Here is a 13,227-nt window from a genome sequence, read left to right as displayed (position 1 = left end):
CTCCGAAACTAGAATTCACAACCTCTTTTCTTCTTATGCATCGACACCTGCATCGACACCGGCATTGCGTTGACGAAAGATCGCTGCCAGAGATCTGTATCAATAATTGGGAGTTGCAATGCTTCGAATTTTATATTATAATAATTTCTGTTGCGCCCGTGGTCCAATGGATATGACGTAGGCCTCCGAAGCCTGAGATCCAAGTTCGATTCTTGGCGGGCGCGCCACATTATTTGATTAACCAAACCTTGTGTATTTAACCCAGCGCCATGAGATGGCGCTTTTTTTGTGAGGACAGTTTGACTTTCTTTGACTTTTTGTTTGAATTTGTTTATCATGTGGGTAATACGGTAAGAGTTAATGAAGAAACGGCTATGCCGGCTTGGTTAAGAGCGGCTTCTCGTTTCCCGTACAGGGGATAAAGATGAAGACATGCGCACAGCATATAAATCCTTGTCCTTCTAAAATGAAGCTGTACGAAATCCATTATTGAAGATCTAATTCTAAGGAGGTTTTCCACGTGAGTTACATTCCTATGGTCGTAGAACAAAGCAACCGCGGCGAGCGGGCGTATGACATCTATTCCCGTCTGCTGAAGGACCGCATCATTTTCCTTGGAACCGAGGTCAATGACGTGGTAGCCAATTCCATCATCGCACAAATGCTCTTCCTGGCCGCCGAGGACCCGGAGAAAGATATTTCCTTGTACATTAACAGTCCGGGCGGTTCCATCACCGCTGGCATGGCGATTTTCGATACGATGCAGTACATCAAGCCTGACGTCTCCACGATCTGCGTCGGTCTCGCCGCTTCCATGGGCGCCTTCCTGCTCAACGCCGGAGCCAAAGGCAAACGCTATGCGCTGCCGAACAGCGAAATTATGATTCACCAGCCGCTGGGCGGAGCCCAAGGACAAGCTACGGACATCGAGATCCGCGCCCGCCGCATCCTGAAAATGCGCGACAAGCTGAACAAGATTCTGGCTGAACGCACCGGCCAACCGCTGGAGCGCATCGAGAAGGACACGGACCGCGACTACTTCATGAGTGCAGCGGACGCAGCCGAATACGGCCTTGTCGACAAAGTCATCGAGAATACAACCTCCGTTGGCGCCTAATCTTCCATAAAAATGCAAACACCCTTTGTTCACAATTGTGGGCAAAGGGTGTTTTGTGTTGTTAATTGGAGTTCAGATTTCCATACCCCATCGAGTGCAGCCGCTCGGCAATCACGCGGTAGCCTTTTCCATTCGGGTGAAGATGGTCGATCGAGAGCAATTCCCGCTCGTGTCCGGCAAACGTTCCGTAAATATCGGCAAAGCCGCATTCCTTACTGCAATACTGCGCCAGTTGGCGGTTGAACTGCCGGACCCAGCCTGAAGCCTCTTCCAGCGTAGGATACGGATTATACAATCCGACAATTCGTATAATATAGGGCTTGCCGGCGCCTGCCTTCGCTTGGTGAATCTGTCCCATGATACCGGCAAAATTGCGCCCGGATTCTTTCAGGGCTTTTTGATAGACTGAAGACGGCAAGTGGGACTGCCCCCCCGCCTTCGCGACATGGATCAGGTCGTTGCCGCCGATCGAAATCGTAATAATATCCGCCTCGCGCAGTGATTGGCGAAACAGCGGGTTGTATTTTACTAGCTTCTTCAGCTCGGCTGTAGTCAAGCCGTTGATTCCCAGGTTCGTATAAGCGACAAAAGTACGGAGCGATATCTCCGACATCCGCCGGTAAACGGGAACAAAGCCATTTCCGGGCATTGCTCCAAAGCCGGTGGTCAGCGAATCGCCAATCGCCGTATAGTGGTAAACCATGACATTCTCCCCTCCCCGCTTATGGCTCGGTCACCATTCAGCATATGAACGGCAAGCCGTTCTCGCAACGGGGGAATATCCAGGTTCAGTCAACTATTTTAAACGGGCGAACGGATTGCTTCCGTCCGGCAGCAGCTCATTAAAGGTAAAGGTAAACTCCGGAAAGCCTGCGGCATACGGGGTATATTCATATAATTGAAAGAAGAGCACCACACGGCCGTCTTTAAGGTAAAAATATTTCTCCGTATTCAGGCCGGTGAAACCGCCAAAATAGCCTTCATCCGCCCTTAACAGCTTGCCGACCTTCTCGTTCAGCAGTTTTTTGTAATTCGGATTGGCTCCGAACAAGTCTTTGAGCAGCAGGCGCTTGCCATCCTTCAGCGAAAACGTAAAGGCCTGGCGCAGCGTCATGCCGTGGGCGCCTCCGGTGTAGGCGTACTGGTCCATGACCAGGCTCAGCACACCGTTCTGGTTATAGGTCACAACGTAATTCGAGTCGAATTCATACGGACGGTCCTGCTCGCTTTTCTCGGCAATCGCCCTGTCAGCATCTTCGGCAAAGCTCATTGCGGCTTGTCTTAGCGTATCGTTAATGCTCTTCTGCGCGGAGGCTTCCGCAAGGCCCGCAATCTGCGGATAATTCAGCCTAATGGCTGAGTCCCCAATCTCCTTGGCATACGTCTCCGTCGTTACCGTCACCTTGTTCAGCGGCCGGTTCATTATATTCAATCTGCCGGAAGAAGCGCTAAAGTCACCACGGTAGCCGAGATAATCACTGAGCAGGCCAAAAGGTACGTAAAGACGGTTATTGTAGCTGCGGCCCTCATACTCGTTGATAAAATACCCGTTAACCGCAATTGAGATTCCGTATACGGTAACCGTAAGCTTGGTCTGACGGATTCCCTGCCCGGCGGTATAGCTGTTCTCCGCCTTGTTATAGGTGATCGGCATGCCCAGAGTATTTTTCAAAAAAGTCACCGGAATCCATAGCTTTCCTTCTCGGAAAATGCCCTGCTGCATCGTAAGGGTTCCATTGTACTTCAAGGCAACCAGAGAATAACCGGCCTTAACCTTAGCCTTGACCGGCGCGGCTTCACCCGTTCCGGCAGAAACAACCGTCCCGCCCAGCAGCAGCGCTGCCGCCAACATTCCGGCTCCCCATGTGCGTGCAAGCTTGTTCGTCTTGTTCATGGTACCATTCTCCTTTTTACGCAAAGAGGCCTTTTCGCCTCCAAGCTTGCGATAAAAGCCTCTTATCATCTCGTTAGTTGTACGGCCTGCTAGTTCAGTTGATAGATCACGTTAAGCTGGGTCGTAATCTTCACTTCTCCCGGCTGAACCGCGGTGCTGCCTGCGCTGTCAGCGGCGGCGTACTTCGCTTGGTTCATTTCATAAAGAATCGGGCCCCCGCCGACGTCGTTCTGGCTGACGGTCAGCACCTGGCCGAGCGTTCTCTTCGCGGCTTTGGCAATGGCGCCCGCTTTCACATCGGCGTTGGCCATCGCCTTCTCAATGACCTGCGCCTCGAACGCCGAAGTGTCCTCTACCGCAAAACGGGCATTGCCGATATTGTTGGCGCCCGCCTCGGAAGCCGCATCAAGCAGCGAGCCCACCTTGTTCAGATCACGGTATGCGACCTGCAAAACATGATGCGCATTGTAGCCCTTCACCTGCTGGCCTTCCTTGTCGTTGTACGTATAGTTCGGCTGTACGAAGAACTCGCTTGTTTGGATATCCTTGTCGCTAATGCCCCACGTATTCTTGAGCAGCACCGTCAATTTTTGAATCTTCGCTCCATTGGTCTTCTGGGCCTCTTGGGCGGTTGACGCCGAAGTATCGACTCCGATCGACAGATAGACGATATCCGGCTTCATCGACAGTTCTCCCTTGCCAACGACACTGACGATATTTTTCTGCACCTCTTCGGCAAAAGCCTTCTCCGGCTTATCGAATACGCCGCTTAACGCCACGCCCCCCGCCATTAAGCTTCCTGCAACAAACACGGACAGGACCGACTTGATCCATTTCTTCATTTTTGCCATCCTCCTTCATATGAGTTACGTGATTGCAATCGTACCTACTAGACGAGAAGGCCTGGCAAATGTTGCATGGGGACAAAAATAAAAAAAGCCCTCAGGCGGGCTTTTTGGTCATACCATAAATAGGGCTGTGCTGCGAATACTGTTATTGATTCTCCAGCTCTTCCTTGCTGACAAGGCTCGTCAACGCGGTTACGGCCTGATCGGCATCCGCGCCTTCAGCGCTGATATAAATCTCCGTGCCGGAGCTGATCGCAAGGCTCATAATCCCCATAATGCTCTTGGCGTTAACTTTTTTATCGTCTTTTTCGACGAAAATCTCAGATGAGAACTTGTTGGCTTCCTGCACGAACAACGCTGCCGGCCGAGCATGGAGCCCCGTCTTCAACCGGACGACTACCGGGTGCTTTGTCATGAAACGCTTACCCCCTAATTAAGATGTGCCCAAAAATTTCACAGTAAATTTTATCATATTATATCATTATAACCTAAACGACACTAGAAGAAAAATAATCATTCGCTCCGAAGCTTCTCCGCCAGCTCGTCTATCTTCCGAAGCCGATGGTTGACGCCGGATTTGCTGACGTTGCCTTTCAACATCTCGCCGACTTCCTTCAGATTGATATCGGGATGGGACAGGCGGACCTCGGCCACTTCGCGAAGCTTGTCTGGCAAATTCTCAAGCCCAATTTCCTTCTCCAGAAACTTGATGTTCTCAATCTGGCGCACTGCCGCGCTGATCGTCTTGTTGAGATTCGCGGTCTCGCAGTTCACAATCCGGTTGACGGAGTTGCGCATGTCGCGCATAATACGCACATCCTCGAATTTGAACAACGCCTGGTGGGCGCCGATCAGGCTGAGGAACTCGATGATCTTCTCGCCCTCCTTGATGTAGAGGATGAATCCCTTCTTGCGCTCGATACAGCGGGCGTTGAGATGAAACTCGCCGGCCAGCTTCACCAGCGCCTTGCAGTGCTCCTCATACATGGAGGCGATCTCCAGATGGTAGGACGAACCTTCCGGGTTGTTCACCGATCCGCCCGCCATAAAGGCGCCGCGCAGATACGCGCGTTTGCAGCAGTTCTTGCGGACAATGCTTTCGTCGATGCCATCCGTAAACATGAAGCCCTCCGAGACGATTTTAAGGTCGTTCAGGATTTCCTGCACGCGGGCGGGGATACGGACGATATAGACGTTATTTTTCTTCAAACGCATTTTTTTACGCACGAGAAGCTCGGTATGAACCTGGTAATATTTCTTAAGCAAGGAATAAATCCGCCTTGCAATCGCGGCATTTTCTGTTGAGATGTCGAGGACGATCCTTTTGCTTGAAAGCTGCACCGATCCATTCATCCGGATCAGCGCCGACATTTCCGCTTTCTCGCAGCACGGGCCGCTCTCAACCATCGTCAGTTCTTTTTTGGTTAGCGCCGCAAAAGACAAGGTTCTCACCTCTTTCGTGTTATCCAATCCTGAATGAGCTTATAAATATGATGGCTCAATTTATCCGTATCATGCCTCAAATAGGTGCGGAACAAAACCAGCTTGTCGGCAATCAGCTCATATCGCGGATCATCAATCGCCTTCTGGTCCAGTTCTACGGGGCTCGCCCCTTTTTCGGCATATTTCCGCTGCACTTCGGGCGGGATTTCGCCGTTGTTCACGACGACATAATCGAACAGATGCATGCCGATATGATCGTACACGGCTTGTAAATGATCGCTCACGGTGTAGTTATCCGTTTCCCCCGGTTGGGTCATTACGTTGCAGATGAACATCTTCACCGCGCATGAGGCGACAACGGCCTCCGCCAGCTTCGGCACAAGCAGATTCGGCAAAATGCTGGTGTACAGGCTGCCGGGACCGAGCAGAATCGCATCGGCGGACCGGATCGCCTCCAGCGCCTCCGGCAGCGGTTCTACATCGGGCGGCTCCAGAAAGACCCGCTTGATCTTGTTCCCGGCTTCTGGAATCTTCGACTCTCCCTTAACGATGCTGCCGTCTACCATCTCCGCGCTCAGCACCACCGCTTCGCCGGCGGCCGGCAGCACCCTCCCCCTTACGGCGAAGACCCGGCTCAGCTCGCGGACGGCGGTGACGAAATCGCCGGATATATCGGTAAGCGCGGCCAAAATCAAATTGCCGAGACTGTGTCCGGCAAGACCTTCTCCGCTGCTGAAGCGATATTTCATAATGTCGGCCATCAGCGGCTCGACATCGGCCATCGCGGTTAATACGTTGCGGATATCGCCTGGGGGCGGCATTTGCAGCTCGCTCCGCAGAATGCCGGAGCTTCCTCCGTCATCGGCTACCGTTACGATAGCGGTAATATCCAGCGGCTTCTCTTTCAAGCCGCGAAGCATAACGGACAGGCCGGTGCCGCCGCCCATGACGACGACTCGCGGACGCTGTCCAGGTTGTTCAGCCACGATTAGATCCCTTCTCTCCTTAATGCCTGTCGCGTTCGGCATCCCGGTGGCTGACCGATATGATTTCCGTCTCGCTTACCCCTAGCATCTTGCCCAAATACTCAGAAATGGCCACAGAACGGTGCTTGCCGCCCGTGCAGCCGATGCCGATGATGATCTGGGATTTGCCTTCCTTGCGGTATTGGGGAATGAGAAAATGCAGCATATCGAGCAGCTTCGTCAGAAACGCCTGCGTCTCGGGCCACTTCATAACATATTCATATACATCGCTGTCTTGTCCCGTGTGTGGCCGAAGGTGGTCCACATAATGCGGATTAGGCAAAAAGCGAACGTCAAACACAAGATCCGCGTCGATTGGAATGCCGTATTTGAAGCCGAAAGAAGTGATATTTACGGAAAGCATGCTTTTCCCCAAATGGGAGTAGCGGGAGACGATCTTCTCCTTGAGCTGGGCAGGCTTCATATTGCTTGTATCAATAACCTGCGTAGCCGAATCCTTGAGCTCCTGCAGCATATTGCGCTCCAGCCGGATACCGTCGAGCGGCATGCCCTTCGGAGCAAGCGGATGGCGCCGACGGCTCTCCTTATAGCGCTGCACCAATACGGAATCGGTGGCGTCCAGAAACAGAATCTCGCAGCCGATCGTAAATTGTTCCTTGATTAAATGCAGAGATTCCGAGAGAGCGGTAAAAAACTCGCGGCCCCGCAAGTCAATCACGAGCGCCACTTTGGCGATCTTCCCCTTGGACTGCTCAATCAGCTCCGCAAATTTGGGAATCAGGACGGGCGGAAGATTATCGACGCAGAAAAATCCGAGATCTTCGAGGCTCTGTACGGCGATCGTCTTGCCCGCTCCCGACATTCCGGTAATGATGATCAGGGTGGCCGCAGTCGACGGAATCTTCTCCTCTTCGGTCATTAAGCTTCCCTCCCTAGAATTAGTGTATGAATAATTTCCGGGTTCTAAGAACGCAGCAGAAGGCCGGCGGCGCCGACGATGCCTGCATCGTTGCCGAGGAGGGCTGGGATAATTTTTACATCCTTTTGCAGCGGATCAGGGGCAAGCTGCGCGTACACGCGGCGGATTTCTTCAAACAGAATCTCTCCGGCCTTCGATACGCCGCCGCCGATGATGAATACCTCGGGATTCAGCACGGCCGCAACCGCCGCCATCGACTTGCCAAGATAGAAGGCCGCACGGTTGACGATGCGCAGTGCCACTTCGTCCCCGGCTTTGGCCGCATCAAACACTTCTTTGGCGGCGATTTTGTCTACCGATGCAAGCGTCGTGCGGTCGCCCCGCGCTACGGCGTCGTTCGCCATGCGAATGATGCCCGTTGCCGAGGAAACGGTTTCCAAACAACCCGTCTTCCCGCAGCCGCACTGAATCGCTTCCAGATCGGGAACGACGGAAATATGACCCAGCTCACCGGCAAGACCGGAGAAGCCCTGATAAATTTTGCCGTTTATAATAATGCCGCCGCCAACGCCGGTTCCGAGCGTATAGCATACGCAGTTCTCGATACCGCGCCCGGCCCCGCTCCAAGCTTCCCCAAGCGCCGCCACGTTGGCGTCATTGTCTATTTTGACGGGCTTGTTCAAGCGATCTTCCAAAATGGAACGAATCGGCACGTCTCTGAATCCTATGTTAGGCGCAAGAATGATAATGCCTTCACGAATGTTCGTGAAACCGGCTACTCCCGCTCCAACACCGACAAGCTGATCCCATTCATAAGGTGAGTCAGCGACAATTTGGCGCACATACTTTTCGATGTTGTCAATGACTGTATGGACACCGTCCTGGGTTCCAGTAGGCCCTTCATAGGTGTGCAGTAAATGTCCTTCGTCATTGCAGATGCCCACCTTAATTGCGGTTCCGCCCAAATCCACGCCTACGTAGATATTTTCCGACATGTAACAAGCCACCTTCTCTAAACTAAAATAGTAAATCCCACGATACCCACTATAATAGAAGCGTTCCCTGCGGTCAAGGAAAGGCGGCACACCCGGGTCTGATACAACTCTGAAAGGCCGAAAGTGGTATGATAAGGAAAAATGAGTGCAAAAAAAGCCACCCGCCTTGCGGCGAGATGGCCCAATAAGCCTCCGGTTCCGGAGACTAAAGTCAGGACTGCAGGATACTGGCCTATTTCGGCCGCACTACAGCAATCTCCTCGTTTTTTTCACAGCCAGGGACCACAGGGTCTCTTTTCCGTTCCGCACAGGCCTGCTCTTCCCGATCACGGGCTCCTGTCTTCTCCAATGTCCCTCCGCCAGAGATTCAAGCTTAAGCCGGTCCTTCTCCATCAGCATTTCCGCGATTACAGGATGAATCATAGGTGATCCCGCCCCTTTCTTGCCGGATGCTTACATCCGGATGTTACTTTTAGTATATCTTTTCCAAAAGGGGTAAAAAGGGTATAATCCAAATTAATCGCTTCACCTTTTCTATTGAACAGGAGGTTATGCCTTTGCTGGCCGCTCTGCAATTTTTTGAGCTGAGATCGTCCTACGTAGACCGGGAGCTGAATACTCCCTATCCAACCACGATTCAAGCGCTGGCCGACATATGGCACTGCACTCCGCGCAACGTGAAAATGGTTCTCCGCAAGCTGTCGGATCTCGGATGGATCAGCTGGCAGCCGGGGCTTGGCCGGGGGAATTCCTCCATGCTCGCTTTTCTGGCCGATGCGCAGGATATCCTGCTTGAAGAAGCGACAGCCCAAACGAAAAAAGGCGACGTCAAAGGAGCGCTTGAGCTGATCGACCGTTTTGGCGAGTCCGCGCAGGTCAAGGACCGGTTTCTGGAATGGCTCTCCGGCGGAATGGGCTTTACCCGGACCCTGGTTACCGACACGATGCTGGATACCCTCCGGTTCCCGGTGCAGCGCTTCATTGTGACGCTTGATCCCGCTTCGATCTATTTTGCCTTCGACTCGCATATTATCGGGCATATTTACGATACACTGATCGATTACGACCCGGTGACCGAAACCTTCCGGCCTTCCATCGCCCACTTCTGGGAAAGCTCGCCGGACTGCAGCGAATGGATCATCCATCTGAGAAAAGGCGTAAGCTTCCACCACGGTAGGGAGGTAACGGCGGAGGATGTCATTTACACCTTCAACCGGCTGCGGCTGAACCCGGATCTATACGAGCAGAGCTGGTTATTCGCGGGGATCGAGGATATCCGCATGCTGGACCGCAGGACGGTCCATATCCGGCTCAAAGAACCCAATTACCTTTTCCTGCACGTCCTTTCCCTCAAAGCGTCCTCCATTCTTCCGGCGGATCTGTGCGGGGCGGGTGAAGCAGCCTTCATGAAGCAGCCGGTGGGAACCGGATCGTTCAAGCTGGCGCGTTATGATGATAGCGTATGTATATTGGAAGCTTTCTCTTCCCATTTCCGGGGCCGTCCGCACATCGACCGGGTCGAGATCTTGTTCCTGTCCGAACAGGATTCGGGTCTGCTGAAGGAACCGGATTGGTCCAGCGTCTCCTGCACGGAGCAGAATGTGTACAACGGATATATGAGAAAAAGCGCCGGCCCGGACGCCGAATGGCGCGAGGTGGAGACGATTTCGCCGGGCTGCAGCATGCTGGTCTTTAACCGCCGCAAGGAAGGACCGCAGAACAGCCTGGCCTTCCGCCGGGCGTTGGATCTGATCATTGACCGCAGGCAGATGATTGCGGATCTCGGCGAGAACCGGATTTATCCGGCGCTTGGATTCCGCACTCAGCACGGCACAACCGCAGACCTGTATGAACAAATAGATCCGGCCACGGAGGAAGCGGATATTTACCGGCTTCTTGAGCAAAGCGGTTATCGGGGAGAAACGGTCCGGCTGACAACTCATACGCGCCATACGGCCGATGCCCAGTGGATTCAGCGGCGCTGCCGGGACTTCGGCATCCACATGGAGGTCCATGTGCGAACAGCGGAGGATTTCTGCGAGCCCGGCTTTTCGCCGGAGTACGATTGCCAGCTGTATGAGGTTGTTCTCGGCGACGACGAGCTTAATGATCTGGAATTATACCTGCAAAAAGGATTCTTCCCTTCCGCCTTGGAGGCCGGCATGCTGAAGACGGTAACTGCTTCCGCCCTGGCCGTCATGTCCGACCCTGACCGGAACAGCCGCTGGCGGAGGCTCCATGAATTGGAGAGCCTGCTGGGCCAGTCTTACAGCGTCTTGTTTCTGCTGCACAAGAAGAGCAACACAAGATTCCATTCCTCCATTCAGGGAATCAATCTGAATTCCTGCGGGTGGCTCGACTTCCGCACTGTCTGGTTCCAGCCGCATTTCATGGGTGAGAACGAGAATAAATAGGCTATGGGTACGATGAGTGTCCGGCAAAAAAACAGGCTTCCCGTTGGATAGGGAAGCCTGTTGTATGCCAGGATGAAAGCACCCTGGTCGCTTATTTGTCCAGTGTCTCGCTCCAGTCGTGCACCATCGCGCCTTCAAGGTATTTCTCGGCGTCCATCGCCGCCATACATCCCGAACCCGCTGCCGAGATGGCCTGACGGTACCGGGTATCCTGAACGTCGCCGCAGGCGAACACGCCGGGGATATTCGTCTCCGTCGTGCCCGGACGGACAACGATATAGCCGCTTGCGTCGGTCGTGATCTGTCCGCCAAGGAAAGCCGTGTTCGGCGTATGACCGATCGCCACGAAGACGCCGTCGGCTTCGACCAGCTCTTCCTCTCCGGTCTCATTGTTGCGAACAAGCAGCCCCTTCACTCCGGTATCGTCTATTGAGACCTCAAGCGGCGTGCGGTTCAGCGCCCACGAGACTTTGGCATTCTCCCGTGCGCGGTCCTGCATAATCTTGGACGCCCGCAGCTCGTCGCGGCGGTGAACCAGGGTAACATTGCTGGCGAACCGCGTCAGGAAGCTCGCTTCCTCCATTGCAGAGTCGCCGCCGCCGACAACAATGATCTTCTTGCCGCGGAAGAAAAAGCCGTCGCAGGTGGCGCAGGTGCTGACCCCGCGTCCTACATTCTCCTGCTCTCCCGGTATGCCAAGATACCTGGCCGAAGCGCCAGTCGAGATAATAACCGTCTCCGCTTCAAGCTGGCCAAGACCGTCAACGTTCACTTTGAAGGGACGCTGCGAGAAATCGACGGATTCCACCCAGCCGTTCTTGAACTCGGCTCCGAAGCGTTCCGCCTGCTTGCGCATATTGTCCATAAGATCGGGCCCCAGAATGCCTTCCGGAAATCCGGGGAAGTTCTCCACTTCCGTCGTCGTCGTCAACTGGCCGCCCGGCTGTAGGCCTTCAATGACCAGCGGGCTCAAATTCGCGCGCGCCAGATAAATGGCCGCTGTCAGACCGGCCGGGCCGGTTCCGATTACAATCGCTTTGTACATCTCAAGTGACCTCCTCGCAAAACGGATTAGTATAACTTTGGCTGGGATGCCAAGATCGTTATCTTTATTATGTTATGCTACGTTTCTTCATGACTTTAGCCGCGCGGAAGCCGCTCCTTGCTTTCCGGGCGCAGATCCTTCTCCGGCTCTCCGCCGATCAGCTTGTGCAGCCGGGGCAAGCCGGCTTCCTCCAGCCTGCCGCCCTGCGCTTGCTCGTTCAGCAGTTCCTTGAGCGCCTGAACCAGCTCCTCGTCGCCGAGCCAGCCGAGCGCCTCCGTCACCTGCTGCTTCAGGCTGTCGTCTCCGTAGCGAAGCGCCCAGAAGAAGGAAGACCGCAGTAGCGGATTCGCCCGCACCTGCTCGGCAAAGCTGCCTTTGTTGGCCTTCCACTGCTTGAGCTGCTCCTGAAAGGGAAGCTGGTAGTTATAGCTGACGGGCGGCATATCCAGCCCTTCCGCCGCGGATTGCTGCAGCAGGTTCAGGAAGAATCGGGGCACCACCGACGCCGGATCGAGCTTCGATGCCTGCAGCCAGCAGCGCTCGGCCTCCTTCCGCAGCCCGCTGTTGCAGGCCGCGGCTGCGCAGTAGTGGTAGAGGCCGGCGTCCCCGCCGATGTCTCCGCCTCTCAGCAGACGGCGGAAATGGCCGTATGCGATTCTGTGCCGGCCCAGAATCCCCATGGTGGTCGCAAGCTTGAACACATGCTCCCGGTGGAACGGGACGGTAACCTCAAGCCGGAGCAGCAGCCCCTCCAGCGTATTCCGGTCTCCTTCATACTGCAGAAAGATGGCCATATTGCAGAGCGCATGCAGGTTTCCCGGCTCCTGCTCCAGCACCTGCGCAATGCACTCTTTCGCCTTCCCGAACCGGCCCATATAAAAATAGGCCAGCGCCAAATTATTGCGAGCCGCCAAGAAATCGGGCGTCCCTTGGGTAATCTCCTCCAGCAGGCGCACCGCCTCGGGAAACTTCCCTTCTTCCAGCAGGCTGCGGGCCCGGTCGTGCTCGACCGCCCCTTCCCTGCTGCGGATCCGGTGGAGCGAAACGGGACGGTCCAGCTCGTAATGCAGCAGCTCCATCAGTTCTTCCGATTCGGCAAGAAACTCGCCGTTAACATCCTCTTCGAGATATGTAACCAGCGAGCGTTCGGCTTCTTCAAAGTTTTCCATATTGGCAAAGTTGTTAGCCATATAGAAATGGCACTCCGTCATCGACGGGTCCACTTTGTCCAGAACATGGGCCAGCACGGCATTGGACGCCTCGTAATTCCCCATCTCCGACAGTATACCCGCCATATTGCAATGATTAACCGGATTTTCCGGTTCATATTCAACCGCTTTGCGGAAATTTTTTAAAGCCTTCTCATATTGAAAGCGATCAAGCGAACGCACGGCTCTTTCAAAGAAAAAGTTGGCGTTCAGAGCGACGGAAATCACCTTCCGGCCGTCCGGCTCTGAAGTCTTTTCTATCATGGAAGCAAGGCACCTCCTTGTAAGCTCCCTAACCCTCTCCAAAAAACATTAAACCTTGGGACGCACCCTAAATCCGGGAAATTCTGCAAACTCA

The 13,227-nt window shown here is 54.2% G+C and carries 13 protein-coding genes and 1 tRNA gene; 3 read left to right on the top strand and 11 right to left on the bottom strand.

Annotated elements, in window-relative coordinates; translation table 11 throughout:
• The first annotated feature begins 152 nt into the window (after positions 1 to 152).
• Together PSAB_RS00870 and clpP are read left to right on the top strand one after the other, a co-directional pair.
• Positions 153 to 227: transfer RNA gene (locus PSAB_RS00870), tRNA-Arg, on the top strand.
• A gap of 293 nt (positions 228 to 520) precedes the next feature.
• Entirely contained in the window at positions 521 to 1,117 is a 597-nt protein-coding gene (clpP, locus tag PSAB_RS00865; RefSeq protein WP_025332704.1) for an ATP-dependent Clp endopeptidase proteolytic subunit ClpP, read from the top strand.
• A gap of 61 nt (positions 1,118 to 1,178) precedes the next feature.
• Here the strand turns inward: clpP and PSAB_RS00860 are convergent, their stop codons facing one another.
• From PSAB_RS00860 to PSAB_RS25635, 9 genes are all read right to left on the bottom strand, one after another.
• On the bottom strand, positions 1,179 to 1,820 hold the full coding sequence (locus PSAB_RS00860; RefSeq protein ID WP_025332703.1) for a GDSL-type esterase/lipase family protein: 642 nt from the start codon (positions 1,818 to 1,820) through the stop codon (positions 1,179 to 1,181).
• A 93-nt stretch (positions 1,821 to 1,913) separates the two neighbouring features.
• On the bottom strand, positions 1,914 to 3,011 hold the full coding sequence (locus PSAB_RS00855; protein WP_025332702.1) for a DUF3298 and DUF4163 domain-containing protein: 1,098 nt from the start codon (positions 3,009 to 3,011) through the stop codon (positions 1,914 to 1,916).
• An 89-nt stretch (positions 3,012 to 3,100) separates the two neighbouring features.
• A complete protein-coding gene (locus tag PSAB_RS00850) occupies positions 3,101 to 3,853 on the bottom strand; it encodes an SIMPL domain-containing protein (protein WP_025332701.1) in 753 nt (250 codons plus the stop codon).
• Between the two features lie 151 nt (positions 3,854 to 4,004).
• Positions 4,005 to 4,274 (bottom strand): HPr family phosphocarrier protein, encoded by a 270-nt coding sequence (locus PSAB_RS00845; RefSeq protein WP_025332700.1) that lies wholly within the window; start codon positions 4,272 to 4,274, stop codon positions 4,005 to 4,007.
• Positions 4,275 to 4,372: 98 nt separating this feature from the next.
• Positions 4,373 to 5,302, bottom strand: coding sequence for a DNA-binding protein WhiA (gene whiA / locus PSAB_RS00840; protein ID WP_025332699.1), 930 nt, complete (start codon positions 5,300 to 5,302; stop codon positions 4,373 to 4,375).
• Positions 5,303 to 5,307: 5 nt separating this feature from the next.
• A complete protein-coding gene (locus tag PSAB_RS00835; RefSeq protein WP_226991798.1) occupies positions 5,308 to 6,249 on the bottom strand; it encodes a gluconeogenesis factor YvcK family protein in 942 nt (313 codons plus the stop codon).
• Between the two features lie 58 nt (positions 6,250 to 6,307).
• Positions 6,308 to 7,207, bottom strand: coding sequence for an RNase adapter RapZ (gene rapZ, locus PSAB_RS00830; protein WP_025332697.1), 900 nt, complete (start codon positions 7,205 to 7,207; stop codon positions 6,308 to 6,310).
• Between the two features lie 44 nt (positions 7,208 to 7,251).
• Positions 7,252 to 8,202: an ROK family glucokinase gene (locus PSAB_RS00825; protein WP_025332696.1), complete on the bottom strand. Its 951-nt coding sequence runs from the start codon at positions 8,200 to 8,202 to the stop codon at positions 7,252 to 7,254.
• Positions 8,203 to 8,448: 246 nt separating this feature from the next.
• Complete coding sequence (locus tag PSAB_RS25635) at positions 8,449 to 8,625, bottom strand: hypothetical protein (protein WP_158442542.1); 177 nt, start codon at positions 8,623 to 8,625, stop codon at positions 8,449 to 8,451.
• A 134-nt stretch (positions 8,626 to 8,759) separates the two neighbouring features.
• On the opposite strand from PSAB_RS25635, the gene PSAB_RS00820 reads away from it, so the two are divergent.
• The gene (locus PSAB_RS00820; protein WP_025332695.1) at positions 8,760 to 10,616 is read left to right on the top strand and encodes an ABC transporter substrate-binding protein; all 1,857 of its coding nucleotides are present in this window, start codon (positions 8,760 to 8,762) and stop codon (positions 10,614 to 10,616) included.
• 91 nt (positions 10,617 to 10,707) lie between these two features.
• Here the strand turns inward: PSAB_RS00820 and trxB are convergent, their stop codons facing one another.
• Positions 10,708 to 11,661 carry a thioredoxin-disulfide reductase gene (trxB, locus tag PSAB_RS00815; RefSeq protein WP_025332694.1) on the bottom strand — a complete coding sequence of 318 codons (954 nt, stop codon included), beginning with the start codon at positions 11,659 to 11,661 and terminating at the stop codon, positions 10,708 to 10,710.
• A 95-nt stretch (positions 11,662 to 11,756) separates the two neighbouring features.
• Positions 11,757 to 13,133 (bottom strand): tetratricopeptide repeat protein, encoded by a 1,377-nt coding sequence (locus PSAB_RS00810; RefSeq protein ID WP_025332693.1) that lies wholly within the window; start codon positions 13,131 to 13,133, stop codon positions 11,757 to 11,759.
• Positions 13,134 to 13,227 lie beyond the last annotated feature (94 nt).

Source organism: Paenibacillus sabinae T27, from assembly GCF_000612505.1.
In the GTDB taxonomy this organism is placed as follows: Bacteria; Bacillota; Bacilli; order Paenibacillales; family Paenibacillaceae; genus Paenibacillus_AQ; species Paenibacillus_AQ sabinae.
The sequence above is the reverse complement of the archived record's forward strand: the minus strand, read 5'-3'. Positions and strand labels throughout refer to the sequence as shown.